Below are 24,402 nucleotides of genomic sequence, written 5' to 3'. Positions count from 1 at the left end.
GTGGGGCCATGACGCTTCCCACCGAAGGACTTCCGCTCGCGGCGGCCCTGAGCCCGCGCGTACAGGTGATCGAGTCGACCGGCTCGACCAATGCCGATCTCGTGCGCCACGTGCACGACGACCCCGCGAACTGGCCGCACCTGTCGGTGCTCGTCACCGACGATCAGACGGCCGGGCGCGGCCGGCTCGACCGAGTCTGGGTGGCGCCGGCGGGCGCTGCGCTCGCGGTCTCGGTCGTGGTCGACGCATCCGCCCTGCCGCCGTCGGCGCGCGGCTGGATCCCGCTGGCGGCCGGGGCGGCGATGACGCGCGCGGTCGCCGAGCAGGTGGCTCCCGCCGCGACGACGGTGCGGCTCAAGTGGCCCAACGACGTGCTCGTCGACGGCGCGAAGATCTGCGGCATCCTCGCCGAGGCCGTGCTCGGCCACCCCGAGACGGTGATCGTCGGCGCGGGGGTCAACACCGCGATGACCATGGATCAGTTCCCGGTGCCGACGGCCACCTCCTTCGCCGCTCACGGCCTGGTCGCCGACGTCGATCGGCTCCTCGCCGACTACCTGCGCGCCCTCGACGAGCAGCTCTCGGCGCTCGCCGCCGCAGGAGGGGATGCGGCGGCGTCCGGGGTGATGGAGGGGGTCGAGGCGCTGTGCGGCACGCTCGGCGCCGACATCGTGGTCTCCCTGCCCGACGGCACCGTGCTGGAGGGGCGCGGTCGCCGCCTGGACGTCGACGGCCGCCTGGTCGTGGCGAGCCCCCTCGGCACCGAGGCGGTCGTGGCGGCCGGAGACGTGGTGCACGTGCGCTGAGTCCGCCGACGCCCGCGGTCGGCGTGTCGCGCGGCGGCGCGTGCGCGCCGGTGAGGCGACAATGGGGTCATGACCCAGCCGACCAGCTACGGGGGGCGGCCGCTGATGCCCGCTCCGGGGGCGCCCACCCACGAGCTGCGCGTCGCGCGGTTCCGGGGTCACGCGCGCCGGCTGTTCTGGTCGGCGCTGGTGCTCGTCGCCGTCGCCGGGGCCACCGGGTACCTGTACGGCAATCTGCCCTCGCCGTGGGAGGACTGGATGCTGCTGGCCGCGGCATCCATCATCGTGCTGCTCCTGGTGGTGATGCCCTTCCTGGCGTGGTGGGCGCACGTATACACGATCACCACGCGGCGCGTGATGGAGCGTCGCGGCGTGTTCGCGGTGAAGCGCCGGGAGCTCACGCACGTGCGCGGCTACTCGATCCAGCTGCGGCGCGGTCTCATCCAGCGCATGTGGGGAGCGGGGACCCTCGTGCTCTCCAACGGTGTGGACGCGCCGCTGCGCCTGGTGAACGTGCCGAGCGTCGACCTCGTGCACGAGGCGCTGGTCGATCAGGTCGAGGTGAATCAGATCCTCGCCCACCGCGAGGCGCAGACCGGCACCACCCCCATTCCGCCCGGCGTGTCCTGACCGGTTCGTCCCGGCGCCTCCCACCCGGCTTCGCGCATGCCGGGGCTTGCGCGAAGATGGGGTGGTCGGAAGGAGCGGCATGACGCTGCGTGTGGGAGTCGTGGGAGGCGGGCAGCTGGCCCGCATGATGATCGCGCCGGCGGTCGAACTGGGTGTGGAGCTGCGCGTCCTCGCCGAGGACGACGGCATGGCGGCGGCCCTGGCGGCCACCGCCGTCGGCGATTACCGCGACACCGACACGGTCCTGGCCTTCGCCCGCGAGGTCGACGTCGTCACCTTCGACCACGAGCACGTGCCGCAGCCGGTGCTGCGGGCCCTCGTCGACGCGGGAGTGCCGGTGCACCCCGGCCCCGACGCCCTGCAGTTCGCCCAGGACAAGCTGCGGATGCGCGCGAGGCTCGAGGAGCTCGGGATGCCGCAGCCGGAGTGGGCGGCGGTCAGCGACGCCGCACAGCTCGAGGAGTTCCTCGACGCCCACGGCGGGCGCGCCGTGGTCAAGACCCCGCGCGGCGGGTACGACGGCAAGGGCGTGCGGGTGGTCTCCACGGCCGCCGAGGCGGAGGACTGGTTCTCCGCGCTCGCCGAAGACGCCGCCGGCGGAGCGCTCCTGGTCGAGGAGCTCGTCGACTTCACCCGGGAGCTCGCCCAGCAGGTCGCCCGCCGCCCGTCGGGCGAGGTGGCCGCCTATCCGGTCGTCGAGACCGTGCAGCGCGACGGTGTGTGCGCTGAGGTCGTGGCGCCCGCACCGCACTCGTCGGGCCGACTGGAGCAGGTTGCCCAGCGCATCGGGATCGGCATCGCGGAGGGGCTCGGGGTGACGGGCATGCTCGCCGTCGAGCTGTTCGAGACCACCGACGAGCGCCTGCTCGTCAACGAGCTCGCCATGCGGCCGCACAACAGCGGGCACTGGAGCCAGGACGGTGCGGTGACCGGGCAGTTCGAGCAGCACCTGCGGGCCGTGCTCGATCTGCCGCTCGGGCAGACCGCGCCCCGCCAGTCCTGGTCGGTGATGGTGAACATCCTCGGCGGACCCGCCGAGGGTGCACTCGACGAGCGGTTCGCGGCGGCGATGACCGCCCACCCGGGGGCGAAGGTGCACACCTACGGCAAGGCTCCCCGCCCGGGGCGCAAGGTCGGCCACGTGAACGTCACCAGCGACGACCTCGACGACGCCGTGTACCAGGCGCGCGCGGCGGCGGCCCACTTCGACGACTGAGCCGCGCCATTGCGGGGCTCTTCCAGGATCGCCCCCTAGCCTGGTGCAGTGACCCAGCCGCTGCACTCCTCCGATTCGCCGCGCGTCGGCGTCGTGATGGGCTCCGACTCCGATTGGCGCGTCATGAGCGACGCGTCGCAGGCACTCACCGACTTCGGCATCCCGCACGAGGTGGAGGTCGTCTCCGCCCACCGCACGCCCGACAAGCTGATGCGCTACGGGCGTGAGGCCCGCCGGCGCGGCATCCAGGTCATCATCGCCGGCGCCGGGGGCGCGGCCCATCTGCCCGGCATGCTCGCCTCGGTGACGGCCGTCCCGGTCGTCGGTGTGCCCGTGCAGCTGGCCACGCTCGACGGGATGGACTCGCTGCTGAGCATCGTGCAGATGCCCGCCGGCATCCCGGTCGCGACGGTGTCGATCAACGGCGCCAAGAACGCCGGGCTGCTCGCAGCCCGCATCCTCGGTGCCTCGGATGCCGAGATCGCCGACCGTGTCGAGCAGTACGCGCGGGATCTCGAAGCCCAGGTCGAGGAGAAGAACCGGCGGCTCAAGGACGCCCTGTGAGCGTCGCCAGCCCGCCGCGCACCGGGCGCGCGGCACCGGGCGCGACCCGGGCCGTCGTCGAGGAGCGCCCGCTGCGCCACCCCGACACCGGCTCAGCGGAGATGATGTCGCGGCGCGGCTGGTGGCTGGTGCTGGGGAACTTCCTCGTGCCGGGCTCGGCGCAGGTGCTGGCGGGGAACCGGCGGCTCGGCCGCATCGGGCTGAGCGCGACGCTGGTGATGTGGGCGCTGGTGGTGCTCGGCATCCTCACCGCCCTCCTGTGGCGGTCGGTGCTGTTCGTGCTCGCCACCAACTGGTTCTTCCTGCTGCTGGCGCAGGTCGCCCTGGTCGCCTACGCGATCCTGTGGATCGTGCTCACCGTCGACACCCTGCGGCTCGTGCGGCTCATCAAGGCGGGGCCGTTCGCGCGCGTCGGCATCGCGGGCCTGTCGGTCGTGCTGCTCGCGGTCGCGGGCGGAGGTGCGGCGTATGCGGCCAACCTGGCTGGGGTCACCCGCGACACGCTCGGCAGCATCTTCGGCGCCGGCGCGCCGGTCGTGCCGCCCTCGGACGGGTACTACAACATCCTGCTCCTCGGCGCCGACAGCGGCGAGGGCCGGGATTCGCTCCGCTTCGACAGCATCTCGGTGGTGTCGGTGAACGCCGACACGGGTGCCGCCACGATCACCGGCATCCCTCGCGACATGGTGGGCGTGCCGTTCTCGGACGGCCCCATGCACGACCTCTACCCCGACGGGTTCACCGGTCAGGGCTCTGCCACCTGCGGGTGGGACGGGCACATGAACCACGTGCGGTGGGCCGCCGAGATCTGCCGCGAGGACGGCGGCGCGGGCCTGTACCCCGACGCGGCCGCACGCGGATCGGAGCCGGGGATCGAGGCCACCAAGGATGCCGCCGAAGGGGTGCTCGGCATCGAGATCCCCTATTACGTCTTCGTCGACATGCACGGCTTCGCCGCGCTCATCGATGCGCTCGGCGGCGTGGACATCACCGTCGAGCAGCGTCTGCCCGAAGGCGGCGGCCCCTCCTACACCGGGCAGCCCGCCGAGGAGTGGGCGACGGGCTGGATCGAGGCCGGCCCCCAGCACATGGACGGCGACACCGCCCAGTGGTACGCGCGCTCCCGCTATACGACCAGCGACTGGGACCGCATGCAGCGTCAGCGCGTGCTGCAGCAGGCGATCCTCGCGCAGTTCACGCCGCAGAACGTGCTCGCGCGGTTCCAGGACGTCGCGGCGGCGGGCTCCGACATCGTGCAGACCGATCTGCCGCAGTCGCTGCTGCCGGCGCTGTCGGAGCTCGCGCTCAAGGCCCGCGACCTGCCCGTGCAGACCCTCGAGCTCACACCCTCGCCGGGCGGCATCGGCGTCGAGCCGGAGGATCCGGACTGGGCGTACATCCATGAGACGGTCGACGCGACGCTGCACCCGCCGGTGGAAGGCTCGTCGTCGTGACCGCCACCCTGCGCGTGATGCTCGACCAGGTGACCGCGCCGGTCGATGCCGATCTCGCCACCGCCTCGCGCGATCTCGCCCGTGCACTCGTCGCCCACGCCCCGACGGGCTGCGAGGTCGAGGCGATCATCCCGGCCGGCGGGGGCGATCTCGGCGCGGTCCCGGGCCTGGCGGACGTGCGGCGCACCGCGCTCGCGCGCCGCGAGCTGTCGACGGCGCTGCAGCTGGGCCTTGCGACCGGGATCGGCGGCGGCATGATCCACTCGCCGTCGCTGTTCGCGCCGCTCGTGCGCCACGACCGCGTGCACGACAACGACCAGACGGTGGTCACCGTGTGGGACCTGCGGCCGTGGGAGGCGCCCGGCGAGCTCCCGAAGGCGACCGCGGCGTGGCAGCGGGCGATGCTCAAGCGCGCCGTCAAGCACGCCGACGCCGTCATCGCGCCCACGCATGAGATCGGCGCCCGGCTCGGCGAGATCGCGAAGCTCGGCGACCGAGTGCGCGTCATCGCCGGCGCGCCCCCGCTCGGCTTCGCGGTTCCCACCGACGAGGTGGGGCGCCGTCGTGCGCTGGAGGTGCCCGAGGGAGTGATCCTGACCTCGGGCGGTCCGCTGCCCTCCGATGGACTGGATGCCGCGCTGACGGCGGTCGCGCGCTCGGGCCTCGATCTGCCCGTGGCCGTGATCGACGTGCCCCCGGGCCTGGAGCACGCCGTCGTGGAACTCGCGGAGGCGTCGGGGCTGCCCGCGCGCCGCGTGCACGTGCGCGGACCCCTGGAGCAGGCGGACCGGGCTGCCGTGTTCGGCGGGGCTGTCGCGTACGTGGCCCCCTCTCGGCGGGCGGCTTTCCCCTGGCGCGCGGTCGAGGCGCTCGCCCTCGGCGTGCCCGTCTTCGCCGCCGACTCCCGGGTGCACGCCGAGGTGCTCGTGGACGGCGGGCTCCTCGTGGCGGGCGGCGGCGCCTCGGAGCTCGCCGATCAGCTCGCGGCTGCGCTCGTGCAGGGCCTGTCGACGACGGCCGCGGCCGATCGGCTGGCGGTGCTCGCGGCCGACCGCGGCCGGGCGTTCTCCTGGTTCGAGGCTGCCGAGCGGGTGTGGCAGCTGCACGCCGACCTCTGATCGGGGGTTTCCGCGCCCTCTGATCAGGGGTTTCTGCGTGACATCCGGCGCACCGGCGCGTGGCGGGTGGTGCGCGTGCGCACGGTGGGACACACTTGTCGCATGGCGGCCGCCCCGATCCATTGCACCGGATGCCGATGAAACGGCTCGTGGCGGTGTGGGCGGCGATCGTTCTCGCCGTCTCGCTCGGCGGTGTCGCGCCGGCGGCGGCGAGCCCCGCGGCGACGGTCACCGGCCAGGCGGAGACGGGGATCGCGAAGGCCGCGGACCTCACCCGGTTCACCCCCGGGAACATCATCGGCGACGCGGTCTTCTTCAACCGCAGCTCGATGACCGAGTCGCAGATCCAGGCCTTCCTTCAGGCCAGGGTGCCCGCGTGCGCCACCGGCTACACGTGCCTCAAGGACTACTACGACACCTCGCGGGTCGTCGCCGCCGACGCCATGTGCGGGGCGTACAACGGCGGCGTGCGCGAGCGCGCCTCGCGCATCATCTGGCGAGTGGCGCAGGCGTGCGGGATCAACCCGCAGGTGATCCTCGTCACCCTCCAGAAGGAGCAGAGCCTGGTCACGCGCACCGCCCCCACGGCGACGCACTACCGCATCGCGATGGGGCAGGGGTGCCCCGACACCGCCGCCTGCGACACGCGCTACTACGGCTTCTTCAACCAGGTCTACGGTGCCGCGTGGCAGTTCAAGCGGTACGCCAATCCACCCGGCACCAGCCGGTACTTCACCTGGTACGCCCCGGGCAGAACGTGGAACATCCTCTACCACCCCAACACGGCCTGCGGCACCTCGCCCGTGACGATCCAGAACCAGGCCACCGCCAACCTCTACTACTACACCCCGTATCAGCCCAACGCGGCCTCGCTCGCGGCGGGGTACAACGCCTCGCCGAACACGTGCGCGAGCTACGGCAACCGCAACTTCTACGCCTACTTCACCGATTGGTTCGGGTCCACGCAGTATTCGTCCTTCACCGCCGCGCCGACCCCGACCGTCAGCGGGTCCGCGGTGGCGGGACAGGTGCTCCGGGCGACGGCGGGCACGTGGTCGCCGGCGCCGAGCAGCCTGACCTACCAGTGGCTGCGCAACGGCGCGGCGGTCAGCGGTGCGACCGCCGCGAGCTACTCGGTCACCAACGCCGACGCCGGCGCCACCCTCAGCGTGCGCGTCGTCGCGAGGCGCACCAACTACCTCACCACCACCCGCACGTCTGCGACGCTGGGCGCGACCGGCTTCGCGGTCGCCCGCATCGCGGGGGCGTCGCGATACGACACCGCGGTCGCGGTGTCGAAGCGTCAGCACGCCGCGACGGTGGGCACGGTGTACCTCGCGACCGGCCTCGACTACGCCGATGCGCTGTCCGCGGCGCCGCGGGCGGCTGCGGAGGGGGCGGCGCTGCTGCTCACCCCGCCGAACGCGATGCCGGCGGCGGTGGCGACGGAGTTGAGGCGCCTCGCGCCTACCCGAGTCGTGCTCATCGGCGGGCCGGGGGTGCTCGACGCCGGCACCGAGCAGCGGGTGCGCGCGGCCCTCGGCGCCCAGGCGCAGATCTCGCGCGTGTTCGGGGCGGATCGGTACGAGACCTCGCGCCTGCTCGCGCAGAACGGCCAGACCCGCCCCACCGTCTATGTCGCCACCGGGCGCCTGTTCCCCGATGCGCTCGGCGCGGCCGCCGTCGCCGGGGGCGCGGGCGCCCCGGTGCTGCTCGTCGACGGCACGGCGAGCACGATCGATGCGGCCACCACCGAGGCCCTGCGGGCGATGGGCGCTCGCACCGCGGTGATCGTGGGCGCGTCCGGCGTGGTCTCGGCCGGGATCGAGACCGCACTGCGCAACCGCGGTCTCAGCGTGACGCGCTACGGCGGCGCCGACCGCTTCGCGACCAACGCCGCCCTCAACGCCGGATCGTTCGGCGCCGCGAACCCGGTGGTGTACGTCTCGGTGTGGAACGACTTCCCCGACGCTCTCTCGGGCTCGGTCATCGCGGCATCCACGGGTGCCCCCATGTTCGTCTCGCTGGGCACGTGCCTGTCGGGGCAGACCGCCGATTTCATCCGCACGCGCGGCACGACCCAGGTCACCCTCGTGGGCGGTGCGGGCGTTCTCGGACCGAATGTGGCGGCCCTCCGGCGCTGCTGACGGCGCGTGCCCAGGGATGGGGCGCGCCGGTCACCTAGACTGTGATGGTTTGCGGAGCGGGCCGATCCCTCCGCCGTGAGATCTGAACCCCCGTGAACAACAGACCCGACCTCTTCGCGGCCGTGCCGCGCGCCGACTTCGACGTCCCCGGACGCAGCGGCGGACTTCTCGACGTCTTCCGCTGGCACTATCTGCTGCGCCTGCTGGTGCGCACCGGCGTGACGACCCGCTACCGCAACAGCGTGCTCGGCTGGACGTGGTCCTACGTGCGCCCCGCCGCGCAGTTCCTCGTGTTCTGGGTGGTGCTGGGGCTCTTCCTGAACCTCGAGCGCGGCATCCCGAACTACGCGGTGTACCTGTTCTCCGGGATCGTCATCATCAACCTCTTCAGCGAGGGGTTCAAGAACGCCACGACCTCGATCGTCAACAACGCGCCGCTGGTGCGGAAGGTCTATCTGCCGAGGCAGCTGTTCGCGGTCTCGGCCGTCTTCGTCGCCTTCGTGCACTTCCTGCCGCAGGTCACGCTCCTGCTGATCGTGTGCCTGCTCATGGGCTGGATCGTCAACATCACGGTGTGGAGCGTGCTGGCGGCGCTGGCCGCGATGGCGCTCATCATGCTCTTCGCCTTCGGCCTCGGCCTGCTGTTCGGCGCCGCCAACGTGCGCTTCCGCGACGCCGAGAACATCGTCGAACTGCTGCTGCTGCTGGCGACGTGGGCTTCGCCGGTGCTCTATTACTGGACGATGGTGAGCGAGGTGCTGCCCGACTGGCTCGTGCGGGTGTACCTGCTCAACCCGATCACGCAGGCCGTCGAGCTGTTCCACTTCGCCTTCTGGCGCCCGGTGACCGAGCCCGCGTTCGGCGAGCAGCTCGCGGGGCTCCCGTTGCCGCCCGACCTGGCGATCAACACGCTGTGGACGTTCCTCATCACCGTCGTCTGCATCGTCGTCGGCCAGGCCGTCTTCCGCCGCCTCGAGGGAAAGTTCGCGCAGGACCTATGAGCGAGACCATCGCCGCGCAGCGGCCGAGCATCATCGTCGACGGTGTGCGCAAGCGGTTCACCCTGAACCACGCGCTGTCGTTGAAGGACACCGTGGTCGCGTGGATCCGGCGGCGCAAGCTGTCGACGCAGTTCGAGGCGCTCAAGGGCATCGACCTCGTCGTCGACGAGGGCGAGTCCGTCGCGATCCTCGGCCTCAACGGCTCCGGGAAGTCGACGCTGCTCAAGCTCATGTCGGGCGTCATGAGCCCCGACGACGGAGAGGTCCTCACGCGCGGTCGCGTGGCGGGACTGATCGAGGTGGGCGCCGGGTTCCACCCCGAACTGTCGGGTCGCGAGAACATCTTCCTCAACGCCGCGATCCTGGGAATGAGCCGCAGGGAGATCGAGGAGCGCTACGACGACATCGTGGCATTCAGCGAGATCGAGCAGTTCATCGATCAGGAGGTCAAGCACTACTCCTCGGGGATGTTCATGCGCCTGGCGTTCTCGGTGGCCATCCACGTCGAAGTCGACGTGCTGCTGGTCGACGAGATCCTCTCGGTGGGCGACGCGCCGTTCCGCGAGAAGTGCCGGCTGAAGTTCGAGGAGCTCATCGCGGCACGCAAGACCCTCCTCGTCGTCAGCCACGACCTCGACATGGTCGCCGAGCTGTGCACCCGCGGCGTGGTGCTGAGCAAGGGCGAGATCATCTACGACGGCCCGATCGCCGGCGCCGTCGCCCTGGTGGACAAGTGATCGGGGCCTCGGCGTGATCGGCGACTGGGTGGTCCAGGCGCCGGTGCTGCTGGTCGCCCTGGCGGTCGTCTTCGGACCGGGCCTGCTGATCGGCGCCGGCCTGCGCCTTCGCGGCCTGGCGCTGTGGGCGCTGGCCCCGGTGGCGAGCACCGCCGTGATCGCGCTGCTCGCGCTCGGCTACGAGGCGGTGGGCATCCCCTGGACGTCGCTGTCGATCCTCATCGGCCTCGCGGGGGCGGCCGCGGTCGCGTGGGCGTTCCGGCTGGTGCTGGGGGCGCCCGCCCGCCGTCCCGCTGCGGACCCACGCGGACGCACGCTCGTGCTGGCGGGTCTCGCCGTGGGCGTGCTCCTGTGCGCCGCGCGGCTCGTCGTGTACGTGAACGAGCCGGATGCGATCTCGCAGACCAACGACGCCGTGTTCCATCTCAACGCGCTGCGCTGGATCCTCGAGACCGGCTCGGCGTCGTCGCTCACCGTCAGCGGTGTGATCGGCGGGTCCGGGTTCTATCCCGCGGCCTGGCACGCCCTCACGTCGGCGACCATGCTGCTGACGGGCGCCGAGATCCCCGTGGCTGCGAACATGATGTCGCTCGTCGTCGCGGCGGCGATCTGGCCGGTCGGACTGGCGTGGTTCACGCGCACGGTCGTCGGCGGGCGGGTGGGCCCGACGGCCATCGCCGCGGCGCTGGCGGGTTCGCTGCACGCCTTCCCGATGCTGATGTTCCAGTGGGGCATCCTCTATTCCTACTCGCTCTCCCTCGCGCTTCTGCCGGCCGTCGCGGCGCTCGTGATCGGCGCGCCGGCCTGGCTGTCGGGCGAGGGCCCGGTCACCGGTCGTGCGCGGTCTGCGGTGCTCCTGGCGGCGATGGTCCTCGCCGGCCTCGGCGCGATCGCGCTGTCCCAGCCGGCCGTGCTGCTGGCGTGGGCGCTCCTGTGCGCGACGTGGTTCGCCTGGTGGGCCGGTCGCCGGCTGCGGGATGCCGCGCGGCGGGAGCGGACGGTGCTCATCACCGCGCTGGCGGCCGTGCTGGTCGGCGTCGCGGTGCTGTGGATCGTGCTCAGCAGGAGCACGTCGGGTTCGCACTGGCCGCCCTTCCGCGGCAAGGTCGCCGTGCTGGCCGATGTGCTCCTCAACGCCCCGGTGCTGCTGCCGCCCGCCCTCGGCGTCAGCATCCTCATGGTCATCGGCCTCGTCGTCGCCGTCCGCCGCCCGCCGCTGCGCTGGCTCGCCGTCGTCTGGCTCGCCTTCGCCGGGCTCTACGCGCTGTGCGCCGCGGTCGGCAATCCGCTCGTGCGCCGTTACGCCCTCGGCGCCTGGTACGCCGACCCCTACCGCCTGGCGGCCATGCTGCCCCTGGTCGTGCTGCCGCTGGCGGCGATCGGCCTGTCGGCCGTCGCCACGTGGGCGGTCGCGCGGATCTCGAAGCGCGAGGCGGATTCCGCGGAGCGCGTCGCGACCGGCTGGTCGGTCGCCGCTGTGGGCGCGTTCGGCACCCTCGCCCTCGTGCTGGCCCCGGTCATCCAGATGCCCGCGGTCACCGAGAACAGCAGGGACGCCGAATCCCGCTTCGTGACCGAGGACTACCTCTCGCCCGACGAGCGGACGCTCATCGAGCGCCTCGACGAGACGATCGCGGACGACGCGACCGTCATCGGCAACCCCGCAACGGGCATGGGATTCGGGTACATGCTGTCGGGCGAGGACGTGTCGCCGCGCACGTGGGCGACGCCCCTCACCTCCGACTGGACGGTGCTGGGCGAGCGGCTGCGCGACGCGGGCACCGACCCCGAGGTGTGCGACGCGCTCGCGGTCTACGGCGACCCGGAGTACGTCCTGGACTTCGGCGAGGGCGAGCCCGGGCCGGGACGCTACGTCTACGCGGGCATGGCCGACTTCGCGGGCCAGCCGGGCTTCGAACTGGTCGACAGCGAAGGCGAGGCCTCGCTGTGGAGGATCACCGCGTGCGCTCCGTGATCGCGCAGGAGGCGACGTTAGGATTGCGTGACATGCCCGGTCCAGCGAACAATCTCCTCGTCGTCGTTCCGGCGCTGAACGAGCAGGAGTCCGTCGCGACCGTGGTCGAGGGCATCCGCGCCGCGGTCCCGCAGGCCGAGGTCGTCGTGATCGACGACGGCTCATCCGACGCCACCGCCGAGGTCGCGCGGGCGGCGGGAGCGATCGTGCTCCGCCTCCCGTACAACCTGGGCGTGGGCGGCGCGATGCGCGCCGGCTTCCGCTATGCGCGCGATCACGGCCACGAGATCGTCGTGCAGGTCGATGCCGACGGGCAGCACGACCCGGCCTACATCGCCGAGCTCCTCGCCGGTCTCGACGAGGCCGACATCGTGATCGGCGCCCGATTCGCCGGCATCGGCGACTACGGCGCGCGCGGACCCCGCCGCTGGGCGATGCGCGTGCTCGCGTGGGCGGTTAGCGGTGTCGCCGGACGGCGGCTGAGCGACGTCACCAGCGGCTTCAAGGCGACCGGACCTGCGGCGGTGCGGCTGTTCGCCCACACCTACCCGGCCGAGTACCTGGGCGACACCGTGGAGGCGCTGGTCATCGCGGCGCGATCGGGCCTGCGCATCCGCCAGGTGCCGGTCGCGATGCGTCCCCGTCAGGCGGGCTCCCCGTCGCATCAGCCGCTGAAGGCCACCGTCTATCTGCTGCGCGCGTGCGTGGCGTTCCTGCTGGCGCTGCTGCGACCGCGCGTGCCCGTTCCCGCGGAGGCGGTGCGATGAACCCGGTGGCCTACGCGTTCGGGATCGTCGCGGCGGTGCTCGCGCTGCTCGCGATCATCGAGCTGATGCGCCGCACCACGCTGCGCGAACGCCACGCGGTGTGGTGGCTCGTCGGCGGCGTGCTCGCGCTGCTGATCGCGATCTTCCCGCAGACGCTCACGTGGGCGGCGGCGCTGCTGGGCGTCGCCGTGCCGGCGAACCTCGTCTTCTTCATCGCCATCGGGCTGCTCTTCCTGGTGAGCCTGCAGTACGGCGCCGAGCTCACGCGCGTGGAGGACAAGCTGCGCACGCTCGCGGAGCGCACCGCGTTCCTGGAGCGGCGCGTCGAGGCCGTCGAGGAGGCGCGGTCCTCGGAGCGCGCGGGCGACGAGACGGGCCACGACGAGGCGGGCGAGCAGCGGTGAGCGGCGCATCCGCCGACCGCGCGACGGTCGTCATCGCATCGCGCCTGTTCGTGCCCGAGGTGAGCGCCGGGGCGTTCCGGCTGGGAGCGCTCGCCCGCGGCCTGGTCTCCGCCGGCGCGGCCGCGGAGGTCGTCACGACGATCCCGCCGCGGCATGCTCCCGCCGCCGACGATCCCCCCGGCGTGCGGGTGCGTCGCTGGCCGGTGCTGCGCGACCGCGGCGGCAATGTGCGGGGGTACGTCCAGTACCTGAGCTTCGACGCGCCGCTGCTGCTGCGCATCCTGTTCCGCCCGTGGCGTGTGGCGGTGGCCGAGTCGCCGCCGACCACCGGCCTGGTCGTGGCCCTGGCGGCCGCCGTCCGACGCCGGCCGTTCGCGTACTACGCCGCGGACGTGTGGACCGATGGCGTGATCTCCATGGGCGCCGCCCGTCCGGTCGTCTCGCTGATGCGCGCGATGGAGACCGCCGTCCTCCGCAGCGCGGCGGTCACGCTGTCGGTCTCCGACGAGGTCACCGAGCGCCTGGTGCTGCTCGGGGCCGACCGCACACGCATCGCGACGATCGGCAACGGCATCGACACCGGCGTGTTCACGCCCGATGCGGAGCCGGCCGCCCCGGGGGAGCGGTACTTCGTCTACACCGGCACCATGTCGGAGTGGCAGCAGCCGGACGTGTTCGTCCGCGCCTTCGCGCAGATCGCCGGGGACCATCCGGAGGTGCGCCTGCGCTTCTTCGGCCAGGGCGCTGTGCAGGAGCGGCTCCAGCGGCTCGCCGCAGAGCTCGTGCCGGGGCGCGTCGAGTTCGGGGGCGTCGTGAGCCCCGCCGAATCGGCCCGGTGGATCCGCGGCGCGGTGGCATCCCTCGTCTCCATCGTTCCCGGCATCGGGTACGACTTCGCGCGCCCCACCAAGTCGTACGCCGCGGCCGCCTGCGGAACGCCCGTCCTCTACGCGGGCGCGCACACGGGTGGCGCGCTCGTGCGCGATAACGAGCTGGGGGAGGCCGTGGCGTTCGAGACAGCGGCGGTGGCCGCTGCCATGCACGACCTCCTGGCCCAGCAGCGTGCCGGCGAAACCGAGCGGCGCCGTGCCGAGCGTGCCGCGTGGGCGCGCGAGACGGTCTCGCTCGACGCCGTCGGCGAACGGGCCGCCGCCGCGGTCCTCTCGGCGCTCGGAACCTCGGAGCCGGGAGCGTCCCCGGCCGCCCACTAGAATCGAAACCGCATCCGCGGGTCTTCGTCCACCCCCTTCAGGAGCCCTCATCGTGACCCATTCCTCCGCCGTGCGCATCGTCGACTCGGCAGATGTCTCGCCCGACGCCGTCATCGGCGAGGGCTCATCCGTCTGGCATCTCGCTCAGGTGCGCGAGAAGGCCGTGCTCGGCGCCGGGTGCATCGTCGGCCGCGGCGCGTACATCGGCACCGGCGTGGTCATGGGCGACCACTGCAAGGTGCAGAACTACGCGCTCGTGTACGAGCCCGCACGCCTGGGCGACGGCGTCTTCATCGGACCGGCCGTCGTCCTCACCAACGACACCTACCCCCGCGCCATCAACCCCGACGGCTCGCTCAAGAGCGCGCACGACTGGGAGCCGGTGGGCGTCACCATCGAGCGCGGCGCCTCGATCGGCGCGCGCGCGACCTGCGTGGCACCGGTGACGATCGGCGAATGGGCGACGGTCGCCGCCGGCGCCGTTGTCGTCAAGGACGTGCCGGCGCACGCGCTCGTCGCCGGCGTGCCGGCCCGCCGGATCGGCTGGGTGGGCACCGCGGGCGTGCCGCTGGCACAGGACGCGGACGGCATCTGGGTCTGCCCGACGACCGGGGACCGGTACGTCGAGGCCGACGGAGCACTGAAGAAGGAGACCGCGTGAGCGAGTTCATTCCCCCGGCAAAGCCCATCATCGGCGACGAGGAACGCGAAGCGGTCGACCGCGTGCTGCGCAGCGGCATGGTCGCTCAGGGGCCCGAGGTGGCCGCCTTCGAGCGCGAGTTCGCCGACCACTTCGTCGACGGGCGCCCGGTCGTCGCCGTGAACTCGGGCACCGCCGGACTGCACCTCGGTCTGCTCGCCGCGGGCGTCGGAGCGGGCGACGAGGTCATCGTCCCCTCCTTCACGTTCGCCGCGACCGGCAACTCGGTCGCCCTCACCGGAGCGACGCCGGTGTTCGCCGACATCGAGCCCGACACGTTCACCCTCGATCCGGCGGCGGTGGAGGCATCCATCACCGACAAGACCACGGGCATCATGCCCGTGCACCTGTACGGTCACCCGGCACGGATGCGCGAGCTCGAGGCGATCGCAGCCAAGCACGGCCTCGACCTCTACGAAGACGCCGCGCAGGCCCACGGCGCCGCGCTCGACGGCCGCCCGGTCGGCACGTTCGGCGCGTTCGCGATGTTCTCGCTCTACCCGACCAAGAACATGACCAGCGGCGAGGGCGGCATGATCTCCGCCGCCGACGAGCAGATCGCGCGCCGTGCGCGCCTGCTGCGCAACCAGGGCATGGAGCGCCAGTACGACAACGAGGTCGTCGGCTTCAACGCGCGCATGACCGACATCCACGCCGCCATCGGCCGCGTGCAGCTGACGAAGGTGGATGCCTGGACTGCCCAGCGCCGCCAGAACGCGGCGTTCCTCGACGCGAACTTGCGCGGTGTCGTCGTGCCGCCGGTCGTCGACGGGGCAGTGCACGTCTACCACCAGTACACGATCCGCGTCGAAGACGACCGCGACGGCTTCGTGCGGGCACTCAAGGAGGAGCACGCGGTCGGCAGCGGGGTCTACTACCCGATCCCGAACCACCGTCTGCCGTCCCTGGCCCCGTACGCGCCCGGGCTCGAGCTGCCTCAGACCGAGAAGGCCGCGAGCGAAGTCGTCTCGCTACCGGTGCACCCCTCGCTGTCGCAGGACGACCTCGAGCGGATCGTCGCCGCCGTGAACGCCGTCGCGGGGGCGGGCGCCTGATGGCCGCCCTGCGGGCCGGACTGCTCGGCGTCGGCATGATGGGGCGTCATCACGCCCGCGTGCTGCGCGAGATCGACGGCGTCGACCTGGTCGCGATCGCCGACCCCGGTGGAGATCCCCACGGCGTCGCCGGCGAACTCGCCGTGCTCCCCGACATCGACGCGCTCATCGAGGCCGGCATCGACATCGCCGTCGTCGCGGTGCCGACGCGCTACCACGAGGACGCCGCACTCAAGCTCGCGGCCGCCGGCGTGCACACGCTCGTCGAGAAGCCGATCGCCGACACCGTGGCGGCCGGCCGCCGCATGGCCGACGCGTTCGCGGCCGCCGGGCTCGTGGGCGCCGTCGGGCACATCGAGCGGTTCAACCCGGCCCTGCAGCAGCTGCGCCGACGGCTGGAGGCGGGAGAGCTCGGCAGCGTCTACCAGATCATGACGCGCCGGCAGGGCCCGTTCCCGTCGCGCATCGCCGATGTGGGCGTCGCCAAGGACCTGGCTTCCCACGACGTCGACCTCACCGCCTGGGTCGCCCAGAGCGAGTACGTCAACGTCTTCGCGCAGACCACCTTCAAGAGCGGACGCGAGCACGAGGACATGATCGCGATCACCGGGCGCCTGGGCTCGGGCGTGATCGTCAACCACCTCGTCAACTGGCTGAGCCCGATGAAGGAGCGCATGACGGTCGTCACCGGCGAGAAGGGAGCGTTCGTGGCCGACACGGCGACGGGCGACCTCACGTTCTTCGCGAACGGCACGATCCCGCTGGAGTGGGAGTCGGTGTCGTCGTTCCGCGGGGTCTCCGAGGGGGATGTGACCCGATACGCGTTCGCCAAGCGCGAGCCGCTGCGCGTCGAGCACGAGGCCTTCCGCGACGCCGTGCTGGGCAAGCCCAGCGACGTCGTCACGATGGAGCAGGGCCTGCGCACGCTCGCCGTCGTCGAGGCGGCGCTCGACTCGGCGCGGTCGGGCGGCTCGGTCGCGCTGTGATCGCCGTCGGCTCTGACGGGGAGCGCGCGTGATCGGACGGCTCCGCTCCGCCCTCGCGCACTCGCCGGCGGGCCGCGCGGTCCACGGGCTCCTGCGGGACGTGCCGGAACGCTGGCGGGAGGGCACCACGCGGGTGGGCGCCGCACCGCGGCGCCTGCTGATCGCCCCGGTGAACTCCGCCGGTCAGGGGTACGCGTGGGCGCGCGCCGCCGAGACGATCCCCGCTGTCGCGGCCGCGAACTACGCCTACCGCGACCCGGGCGATGTCTTCGGCTTCCCCGCCGACCACCGCACCCCCACCGGGGTCTTCGTGCGCAACCGCACGTGGCAGCGCGCCCAGCGGCGCGCGGTGCTGCGCCGCTTCACGCACGTCGTCATCGAATCGGGGCGGCCGATCCTCGGTCCGTCTCCGGGGACCGTCGAGCAGGTCGGGATGCTGCGCGAGGCCGGCGTCGAGGTGGCGCTGCTGTTCCACGGCAGCGACATCCGCATGCCCAGCCGCCACGCCGAGCGGGAGCCGCGCTCGCCCTTCATCGACGCGCGCTACCCCGAGACCGATCGCCTCGAGGAGATCGCGACCCGCAATCACGCCCTCATCGCCGCCACTGCCGCGCCCGTGTTCGTCTCGACGCTCGATCTGCTCGACGACGTCCCGCACGCCACGTGGCTGCCCGTGGTCATCGACGTCGACGCGTGGCGGGACGCCGGCGCCGCACCCCCGCTGGAGCGCGAGCGGCCGATCGTCGTGCACGCGCCGAGCAACGCCGGATTGAAGGGGAGCGAGCTGATCGCCGACACCATGCGGCGACTGCACGAGGAGGGACTCGTCGACTACCGCGAGGTGCGCGGCGTGCCCGCCGCCGACATGCCGGGCGTCTACGGTGGCGCCGACATCGTGCTGGATCAGTTCTCCCTCGGCATCTACGGCGTCGCGGCGGCCGAGGCGATGGCCGCCGGACGGCTGGTGATCAGCCACGTCGGCGACACGACCCGCCGGAACGCCCACGAGCGCACCGGCCGCCGACTGCCGATCCTCGAGGCGCGCGCCGACGATCTGGAAGCGGTGCTGCGCAGGGCGGTCGCCGCCCGCGCCGAGCACGCGGCGCTCGCGGCGGAAGGGCCGTCGTACGCCGCGGCGGTCCACGACGGCGCGATGGCTGCCGACGCGCTGCGGGGCTTCCTCGGCGGCGCCTCACAGGGGGCGCGACGCCCCGGGATGGGACAATAGCCGGATGCCGATTCCCCACCCCGACGGAGCGTGCCGCCGATGAAGCTCGTCGCGAGCACCTATCGCGAGCTGATCGTGTGGCTCCCCGCCGATGCGCGCGCATACCTGCGCCGCTACATCCTCGTCTCCTGCATCCTCGCCGTGCTCGACATCGCCGCGATCATGCTGCTGGCGCTGAGCCTGGCACCCATGATCTCGGGGACGTCGATCAATCTCCCGATCATCGGCACGGTCGGACCGGACATGTTCATCTGGGTCTTCGGATCGGTCGCGCTGCTGATCCTGCTCAAGTCGACGCTGTCGCTGCTGCAGCAGTGGTTCGCCACCCGGCGCTTCGCGTCGTTCGAGCTGGAGATCGGCCGTCGGCTGTTCGATTCGTACATCAAGGCGCCCTGGACCCACCGGCTGGCCCGCAACACCGCGCAGATCGTGCGCATCGCCGACGTCGGCATCGCCAACGCGACGGCCGGCTTCCTCATGCCGATCATCCAGCTGCCGGCGCTGGTGGTCAGCTTCGTGCTGATCCTCGGGGTGCTCATCATCGCGCAGCCGCTGACGGCACTCATCACGGTGGTGTACCTGGGCGGGATCATGGCGCTGCTGTACTGGGTCGTGTCGGGCAAGTCGGTGCAGGCGGGACGGGTCTCCCGCGACTACTCGCTGAAGGTCTCCGCGCTCATGACCGAGATGGTCCAGGCGCTCAAGGAGATCACGCTGCGCAACAAGATCGCCGAGATCGCCGACGTCGTGCAGTACAACCGCTCCTTCAGCACGCGGGCGCGCGCGAACATGACCTTCCTCGGCTCGGTCCCGGTGTTCGTGCTGAATGCGGCCCTCGTGGGCGGCTTCGTGCTCGTGGGCGGGATGGGGTACGTCACGGGCGGGATGCAGGCGGCGATCGGGTCGGTGGCGCTGTTCGCCGTCGCCGGCTTCCGGCTGATCCCGTCGCTGACGGGCTTCCAGAGCATCGTCACCACGACCACCGCCAACGTCCCGCACGTGCAGGGCGTGATCTTTGACATCAAGGCGTCGCAGGTGCACATCGAGACGGCCGAGAAGCTGGGCAAGGATCCGATCGTCGGGCACCCGAAGGTGCTCCGCATGTCGGGGGTGTCTTTCGGCTACCCCGGCCATGAGGACACCCCCGCCCTCCACGGCATCGACCTGGACATCCCGATCGGCAGCTCGCTGGCACTCGTGGGCAGCTCCGGCGCCGGCAAGTCGACGCTGGTCGACGTCCTGCTGGGTCTGCTCGTGCCGCAGCAGGGCACGATCATGCTCGACAGCCAGAACCTGGAGGACATCCTCGCCGCGTGGCGCTCGCGCGTCGGATACGTGCCGCAGGACGTCGCACTGTTCGACGGCACGATCGCGCAGAACGTCGCGCTCGCGTGGGACGACGAGGACATCGACTTCGACAAGGTGCAGGAATCGCTCGTGCGCGCGCAGCTGTGGGAGACGGTCGCCAAGCGCGAGGGGGGCGTGCAGGGCCGCATCGGCGAGCGCGGACTGGCCCTCTCGGGCGGGCAGCGGCAGCGCCTCGGCATCGCCCGCGCCCTGTACAGCGATCCGCTCATCCTCGTGCTCGACGAGGCCACCAGCGCCCTCGACACGAAGACCGAGTCTCTGGTGACGGCCGCGATCCGCGGGCTCAAGGGCGAGGTGACCATCGTCTCGGTCGCCCACCGGCTCTCGACGATCCGCGACAGCGACCTCATCTGCTTCCTGCAGGACGGCACGATCGCCGCCCGCGGCACGTTCGAGGAACTCGTGGAGGCCGTGCCGAACTTCGCCGAGCAGGCGCAGCTGGCGGGCCTGGCGTGAGCGTGCCGTTCGTCGACGTGGTGATCGCCTGCCACGATCCGTCGCGGCCGATCGAGCGCGCCGTCTCCTCGGTGCTGCGCGATGCGGTCGCCCGCGAGCGCGTGCGTGTCACGGTGGTCGCGCACGGTCAGCCGGCCGGCCCGTTCGAGGAGCGGCTCGCGCCGATCCCCGGCATGTGGCGCGTCGTGGAGTTCGCCGACGGGATCCCTAGCCCCGCCGGTCCGTTCAATCACGGGCTCGGCCTGGTCGAGGCGGAGTACTGCGCGGTCATGGGCTCCGATGACTTCCTCGAGCCCGGCGCGATGGCCGCGTGGATCGGCGAGGTCGAGGCATCCCGGCCCGACTTCGCCATCGCGCGCATCCGCATCGACGGCCAGCCGATCATGCCCAACCCGCTCACCCGGCTCGGCCGCCGTCATCGCATGGATGCCGCGAAGGACCGCCTGTTCTACCGCACCGCCCCGCTCGGACTCATCCGCACCGACACGATGCGCCGGCTGGGGCTGACCATGACCGAGAACGTGCGGGTGGGGGAGGACTTCGCGTTCGGCATCCGGCTGTTCGGCCTCGCCGACCGCATCGATTTCCTCGGGTCGGCGCCCTGCTACGTGATCGGCACCGACGCGCGGGAGCGCACCACGCACGCTCCGATGAGCCTGGAGACGGCGTTCGAGCCGATCGAGCTGCTGCTGGATGCCGGCCTGCCCGCCGAGCTGTCTCCGCGGCACCGGCGCGCCCTTGCGATCAAGCTCGTGCGCATCAGCGTCGTGGGTGCCGTGCGGTCGCGACCGCAGGCGTCGCAGTGGCGCGGTGACGACGAGGTCTCCTACCTGGCCGGCATCCTCGGACGCCTCATCGCTCTGGCCCCCGATGTGCTCGCTCCGTTCAACCTGCAGGACCGCCACATCCTCGACGGTCTCGCCGCCGAGCCGACGGTGGCGCGCGCGACCGCCGACGCGGCGCGGGCGGCCCGCGCGGGGCGTCGGGAGCGCTGGCTCACCCGCAACCCGCTGCGCAGCTTCGGGCGCGAGACGATGCTGCGCCGCTACGTGCTGTACGTCCTCAAACGCGAACGAAAGGCCACGCGTCCATGACTTCCCGCCCGACGATGCTCATCCTGAGCTATTCGCCGATCGCCCGCGACGCCCGCGTGCTCAAGCAGGTGGCCCGGTTCACGCGGGACTTCGACGTCACGACCTGCGGCTACGGGCCGGCGCCCGAGGGCGTCGTCGAGCACATCTCGATCCCCGACGACCAGCGGTACAACGACCTCGACGGAAAGCTCATCACGCTGAAGCGGTACCGCACGGCGTACTGGCGCCTGTCGGCTGTGAAGTGGTCGCGGCAGGCGCTGCGCGGTCGCCGGTTCGATGTCGCGATCGCCAACGACGTCGAGGCGGTCCCGGTGGCCGTCAAGCTCCGCCCGCGGCACGGCGTGCTCGCCGATCTGCACGAGTACAGCCCGCGCCTCCACGACGACAACGCGCTGTGGTTCCAGCGCATCACGCCGTGGTTCGAATGGGTGGTCGCCCGCTACGTCACCCGAGCGGATGCCTGGACCACGGTCAGCCGCGGCATCGTCGACGAGTACGAGAAGAACTTCGGATTCCGCGCGGAGCTGGTCACGAACGCGGCGCCGTTCTCGGAAGCCGCACCGAGCGACGTCTCCGCGCCGATCCGCCTCGTCCACAGCGGTGCCTGCCTGCGCAACCGCCGACTGCACGTGATGGCCGAGGCGGTGGAGGCGGCAGCCGCCGACGTCACCCTCGACTTCTACCTGACCCCCAACGATCCGCCGTACCTGGAAGAGCTCAAGGAGTTCGCCGCCGCGTCCTCGCGCGTGACCGTGCACGATCCCGTGCCGTACGCGCAGCTGGCCGCGACCCTCCCCGCGTACGATGTCGGCATCCACGTGCTCCCGCCGATCAACTTCAACAACAAGCTCGCCCTCCCGAACAAGCTGTTCGACTACATCCAGGCCCGCCTCGGCGTGCTCATCGGCCCGTCTGAGGAGATGGCGTTCTACGTCGAGACCTACGACGTGGGCGAGATCGCCGACGACTTCACGGTCGAGGCGACCACGGCCGCCCTCGATCGGCTCACCGTGGAGTCGGTGGCCCGCTTCAAGAGCAACGCCGACCGTCACGCCGAGGAGCTCGCCGGCGAGCGTCAGGTCGAGGTGTGGGAGGCGATCATCACGCGCCTGATGGCGAAGAGGAAGCGGTGACCCGCCTCCTCCTGTTCACGAACAGCTACCCGTTCCCGGGCGGCGACACGTCGTTCGTGCGCAACGAGATCGAGGATCTCTCGGCGGCCTTCGACGAGGTGATCGTCTTCACCGATGCGCGCGACGGGTCGGCCGCGCCGGTGCCGATGCCCGGCAACGTCGTGCTCGGCGGGCGTCTGCGCACGGGTGGCGGACTGTGGCGCTTCACGGCACCCCTGAAGCCGCGCGTGCTGCGGCTGCTGGCCGCCGCGGTGCGTGCCGAGTCGCGAGCCGGACGCCTGCGCGGCCATCTGCGGCTCTTCCTGATGGGCGCTCGCGCGGGCATCCTGCAGGCTGAGCATCCTGCCGTCCGCGAGGCGATCGCACAGGCGCCCCGGACGGTGGCGTACGCGTTCTGGGGCATGGGCGGCGGCCTCGGCCTGCCGTGGCTGACGGGCGTCACGGCGCGCGCGGTGCGCCTGCACCGCTACGACCTGATCGAGGCGGAGCAGCCGAGCGGATACCTGCCGTTCCGGCCGTTCCTGTTCTCCCGCGCCGACCGGGTGCTCGCGATCGCCGACCGAACCGCACAGCACCTGCACGACGCGTACCGCGATCCGCGCCTCGACGCGAAGACGGTCGTGAGCCGCCTCGGGGTTCCCGGTCCGGTCTCGATCGCGCGCGCGCCGCGGGGAGCCGAGCGCGTCATCGTGTCGTGCTCGGCCGTCACGGCGGTCAAGCGCGTCGACCTCGTCCTCGATGCCGTCCGCGAACTCGCGGAATCGCCGGACGGGAGCCCCGTGCGGTGGGTGCACTTCGGCGGGGGCCCCGGTCTGGACGCACTGTGCACGGCCGCGGCCACGGCACCCGCCGGGCTGCGGATCGAGCTGCGCGGCCACACCGCGCACGACGAGGTCACCGGGTTCTACGCCTCGCACCGCGTGGACGTCTTCGTCAACGCGAGCAGCAGCGAGGGTGTTCCGGTGAGCATCATGGAGGCGATCGCGCACGGCGTCCCCGTGGTCGCGACCGCCGTCGGCGGCACGCCGGAGATCGTGGGGGAGGACCTCGGCTCGGGCGTGCTCGTGGCGCCCGACGCGACCCCCGGGCAGATCGCGGCGGCGGTACGCCGCGTGCTCGATGACCCCGATGACGCCTTCGACCCGCGCCGCGTCTGGGCGCAGCGATACGACGTCCGGATCACCGGCCGCCGCGCCGCCGAGCTCGTGAGAGGACTCCTGCCGTCATGACGAAGACCCGCCTGCTGATCCTGTCGTTCTCGCCCATCGCCTCCGACGCGCGCGTCCTCAAGCAGGTCGCGCTCCTGCGCGACGAGTACGAGGTGACCACGTGCGGCTACGGGCCGGCTCCCGACGGGGTCGCCGCGCACGTGCGGGTGCCCGACGAGCACCCGATCTGGCGCTATCCACGCCTCGACGTCGTGCTCCGCCGGTATCGCCGCGCCTACTGGTCGAACGCCGCAGTCGCGGCAGCGCGCGACGGGCTCGCCGCGCGCACGTTCGACATCGTGCTCGCCGACGATGTGGATGCCGTGCCCCTCGCGCTCTCGCTGGATCCGGCGCGCGGCGTGCACGCCGACCTCCACGAGTATTCGCCGCGCCAGCACGAGGAGATGCTGCGGTTCCGGCTGTTCGTGAAGCCCTTCATCGAGTGGATGTGCCGCACACACGTCGCCCGGGCCGCGTCGTGGTCGACCGTCAGCCGGGGGCTCGCCCGCGAGTACGAGCGCGTGTTCGGCTTCGCGCCCGCCGTGGTGACCAACGCCGCGCCGTACCGCGAGCTCGCCCCGACCCCTGCCCACACGCCGACGCGCTACGTGCACTCGGGCGCGGCCCTGCGCAACCGCCACCTCGAGACCATCGTCGAGGGCGTCGCCTCCTCGGCCGGCGGCGCGACGCTCGACCTGTACCTGACGCCGAACGACGCCGCGTACCTCGCCGAGCTGAAGGAGCGCGCGGCCGCGTCGGCCGGCCGGGTGACGGTGCACGATCCGGTGCCGTACGCCGAGCTCGCCGAGACCCTCAGCGCGTACGACGCCGGCATCCACATCCTGCCCCCGGTCAACTTCAACAACCGCTGGGCGCTGCCGAACAAGATCTTCGACTACGTGCAGGCGCGCCTGGGCGTGATCGTGGGACCGTCGCCCGAGATGGCCGAGTACGTCACCGGGTTCGGGGTCGGCGCCGTGACGGCCGACTTCACCGCGGGCGCGCTCACCGCGACGATCGACGGCATCGATGCGGCGGCTGTCGACGGCTTCAAGGCCGCGTCGCACGCGCACGCGCGCGAGCTGTCGAGCGAGTCGCAGGTGCTCGTGTGGAAGCGCGCGATCGACGCGCTCGCCGGATGACG

General features: G+C 72.1%; 22 protein-coding genes. All 22 read left to right on the top strand.

Annotated features, from left to right (window positions below):
- Positions 1–8: 8 nt before the first annotated feature.
- On the top strand, positions 9–806 hold the full coding sequence (locus HQM25_RS12195; RefSeq protein ID WP_172990475.1) for a biotin--[acetyl-CoA-carboxylase] ligase: 798 nt from the start codon (positions 9–11) through the stop codon (positions 804–806).
- 69 nt (positions 807–875) lie between these two features.
- A complete protein-coding gene (locus HQM25_RS12190) occupies positions 876–1,436 on the top strand; it encodes a PH domain-containing protein (RefSeq protein WP_172990474.1) in 561 nt (186 codons plus the stop codon).
- Between the two features lie 79 nt (positions 1,437–1,515).
- The gene (locus tag HQM25_RS12185; protein ID WP_172990473.1) at positions 1,516–2,652 is read left to right on the top strand and encodes a 5-(carboxyamino)imidazole ribonucleotide synthase; all 1,137 of its coding nucleotides are present in this window, start codon (positions 1,516–1,518) and stop codon (positions 2,650–2,652) included.
- A gap of 48 nt (positions 2,653–2,700) precedes the next feature.
- Complete coding sequence (purE, locus tag HQM25_RS12180) at positions 2,701–3,216, top strand: 5-(carboxyamino)imidazole ribonucleotide mutase (protein WP_302182813.1); 516 nt, start codon at positions 2,701–2,703, stop codon at positions 3,214–3,216.
- Positions 3,213–4,670 carry an LCP family protein gene (locus tag HQM25_RS12175; protein ID WP_172990472.1) on the top strand — a complete coding sequence of 486 codons (1,458 nt, stop codon included), beginning with the start codon at positions 3,213–3,215 and terminating at the stop codon, positions 4,668–4,670. The genes purE and HQM25_RS12175 overlap by 4 nt, the downstream gene beginning before the upstream one ends.
- Positions 4,667–5,788 (top strand): glycosyltransferase, encoded by a 1,122-nt coding sequence (locus tag HQM25_RS12170; protein ID WP_172990471.1) that lies wholly within the window; start codon positions 4,667–4,669, stop codon positions 5,786–5,788. Before HQM25_RS12175 ends, HQM25_RS12170 begins: the two co-directional genes overlap by 4 nt.
- Before the next feature lie 131 nt (positions 5,789–5,919).
- On the top strand, positions 5,920–7,935 hold the full coding sequence (locus HQM25_RS12165) for a cell wall-binding repeat-containing protein (RefSeq protein WP_172990470.1): 2,016 nt from the start codon (positions 5,920–5,922) through the stop codon (positions 7,933–7,935).
- A 92-nt stretch (positions 7,936–8,027) separates the two neighbouring features.
- Positions 8,028–8,936 carry an ABC transporter permease gene (locus HQM25_RS12160; RefSeq protein ID WP_254359317.1) on the top strand — a complete coding sequence of 303 codons (909 nt, stop codon included), beginning with the start codon at positions 8,028–8,030 and terminating at the stop codon, positions 8,934–8,936.
- Positions 8,933–9,673, top strand: coding sequence for an ABC transporter ATP-binding protein (locus HQM25_RS12155; RefSeq protein ID WP_172990469.1), 741 nt, complete (start codon positions 8,933–8,935; stop codon positions 9,671–9,673). Before HQM25_RS12160 ends, HQM25_RS12155 begins: the two co-directional genes overlap by 4 nt.
- A 13-nt stretch (positions 9,674–9,686) precedes the next feature.
- Positions 9,687–11,648, top strand: coding sequence for a DUF6541 family protein (locus HQM25_RS12150; RefSeq protein ID WP_172990468.1), 1,962 nt, complete (start codon positions 9,687–9,689; stop codon positions 11,646–11,648).
- Positions 11,649–11,680: 32 nt separating this feature from the next.
- On the top strand, positions 11,681–12,415 hold the full coding sequence (locus HQM25_RS12145; RefSeq protein ID WP_172990467.1) for a glycosyltransferase family 2 protein: 735 nt from the start codon (positions 11,681–11,683) through the stop codon (positions 12,413–12,415).
- Complete coding sequence (locus tag HQM25_RS12140; RefSeq protein ID WP_172990466.1) at positions 12,412–12,819, top strand: DUF2304 domain-containing protein; 408 nt, start codon at positions 12,412–12,414, stop codon at positions 12,817–12,819. The genes HQM25_RS12145 and HQM25_RS12140 overlap by 4 nt, the downstream gene beginning before the upstream one ends.
- A complete protein-coding gene (locus tag HQM25_RS12135; RefSeq protein ID WP_172990465.1) occupies positions 12,816–14,030 on the top strand; it encodes a glycosyltransferase in 1,215 nt (404 codons plus the stop codon). The genes HQM25_RS12140 and HQM25_RS12135 overlap by 4 nt, the downstream gene beginning before the upstream one ends.
- 52 nt (positions 14,031–14,082) lie before the next feature.
- Positions 14,083–14,691, top strand: a complete 609-nt coding sequence (locus HQM25_RS12130; RefSeq protein WP_254359315.1) for an acyltransferase — start codon at positions 14,083–14,085, stop codon at positions 14,689–14,691.
- Entirely contained in the window at positions 14,688–15,785 is a 1,098-nt protein-coding gene (locus HQM25_RS12125) for a DegT/DnrJ/EryC1/StrS family aminotransferase (RefSeq protein ID WP_172990464.1), read from the top strand. The genes HQM25_RS12130 and HQM25_RS12125 overlap by 4 nt, the downstream gene beginning before the upstream one ends.
- Positions 15,785–16,771, top strand: a complete 987-nt coding sequence (locus HQM25_RS12120) for a Gfo/Idh/MocA family protein (RefSeq protein WP_172990463.1) — start codon at positions 15,785–15,787, stop codon at positions 16,769–16,771. The genes HQM25_RS12125 and HQM25_RS12120 overlap by 1 nt, the downstream gene beginning before the upstream one ends.
- 28 nt (positions 16,772–16,799) lie before the next feature.
- On the top strand, positions 16,800–17,999 hold the full coding sequence (locus tag HQM25_RS12115; RefSeq protein ID WP_172990462.1) for a hypothetical protein: 1,200 nt from the start codon (positions 16,800–16,802) through the stop codon (positions 17,997–17,999).
- 39 nt (positions 18,000–18,038) lie between these two features.
- A complete protein-coding gene (locus HQM25_RS12110; RefSeq protein ID WP_172990461.1) occupies positions 18,039–19,823 on the top strand; it encodes an ABC transporter ATP-binding protein in 1,785 nt (594 codons plus the stop codon).
- The gene (locus HQM25_RS12105; RefSeq protein WP_172990460.1) at positions 19,820–20,917 is read left to right on the top strand and encodes a hypothetical protein; all 1,098 of its coding nucleotides are present in this window, start codon (positions 19,820–19,822) and stop codon (positions 20,915–20,917) included. The genes HQM25_RS12110 and HQM25_RS12105 overlap by 4 nt, the downstream gene beginning before the upstream one ends.
- Positions 20,914–22,050 (top strand): glycosyltransferase, encoded by a 1,137-nt coding sequence (locus HQM25_RS12100; protein WP_172990459.1) that lies wholly within the window; start codon positions 20,914–20,916, stop codon positions 22,048–22,050. The genes HQM25_RS12105 and HQM25_RS12100 overlap by 4 nt, the downstream gene beginning before the upstream one ends.
- On the top strand, positions 22,047–23,279 hold the full coding sequence (locus HQM25_RS12095) for a glycosyltransferase (protein ID WP_172990458.1): 1,233 nt from the start codon (positions 22,047–22,049) through the stop codon (positions 23,277–23,279). Before HQM25_RS12100 ends, HQM25_RS12095 begins: the two co-directional genes overlap by 4 nt.
- Positions 23,276–24,400, top strand: coding sequence for a glycosyltransferase family 1 protein (locus tag HQM25_RS12090; protein WP_217275145.1), 1,125 nt, complete (start codon positions 23,276–23,278; stop codon positions 24,398–24,400). The genes HQM25_RS12095 and HQM25_RS12090 overlap by 4 nt, the downstream gene beginning before the upstream one ends.
- Positions 24,401–24,402 lie beyond the last annotated feature (2 nt).

This window comes from Microbacterium hominis, from assembly GCF_013282805.1.
GTDB lineage: Bacteria > Actinomycetota > Actinomycetes > Actinomycetales > Microbacteriaceae > Microbacterium > Microbacterium hominis_B.
Note: the sequence above shows the minus strand (reverse complement) of the source record. Positions and strands in the feature narration are given on the sequence as shown.

Bases quoted from the DNA above. Each gene is read 5' to 3' on its own strand.
- HQM25_RS12165 (WP_172990470.1), top strand. From the start codon at position 5,920: ATGCCGATGAAACGGCTCGTGGCGGTGTGGGCGGCGATCGTTCTCGCC.
- HQM25_RS12155 (WP_172990469.1), top strand. From the start codon at position 8,933: ATGAGCGAGACCATCGCCGCGCAGCGGCCGAGCATCATCGTCGACGGT.
- HQM25_RS12100 (WP_172990459.1), top strand. From the start codon at position 20,914: ATGACTTCCCGCCCGACGATGCTCATCCTGAGCTATTCGCCGATCGCC.
- HQM25_RS12195 (WP_172990475.1), top strand. From the start codon at position 9: ATGACGCTTCCCACCGAAGGACTTCCGCTCGCGGCGGCCCTGAGCCCG.
- HQM25_RS12190 (WP_172990474.1), top strand. From the start codon at position 876: ATGACCCAGCCGACCAGCTACGGGGGGCGGCCGCTGATGCCCGCTCCG.
- HQM25_RS12145 (WP_172990467.1), top strand. From the start codon at position 11,681: ATGCCCGGTCCAGCGAACAATCTCCTCGTCGTCGTTCCGGCGCTGAAC.
- HQM25_RS12185 (WP_172990473.1), top strand. From the start codon at position 1,516: ATGACGCTGCGTGTGGGAGTCGTGGGAGGCGGGCAGCTGGCCCGCATG.
- HQM25_RS12140 (WP_172990466.1), top strand. From the start codon at position 12,412: ATGAACCCGGTGGCCTACGCGTTCGGGATCGTCGCGGCGGTGCTCGCG.
- HQM25_RS12110 (WP_172990461.1), top strand. From the start codon at position 18,039: ATGAAGCTCGTCGCGAGCACCTATCGCGAGCTGATCGTGTGGCTCCCC.
- HQM25_RS12120 (WP_172990463.1), top strand. From the start codon at position 15,785: ATGGCCGCCCTGCGGGCCGGACTGCTCGGCGTCGGCATGATGGGGCGT.
- HQM25_RS12090 (WP_217275145.1), top strand. From the start codon at position 23,276: ATGACGAAGACCCGCCTGCTGATCCTGTCGTTCTCGCCCATCGCCTCC.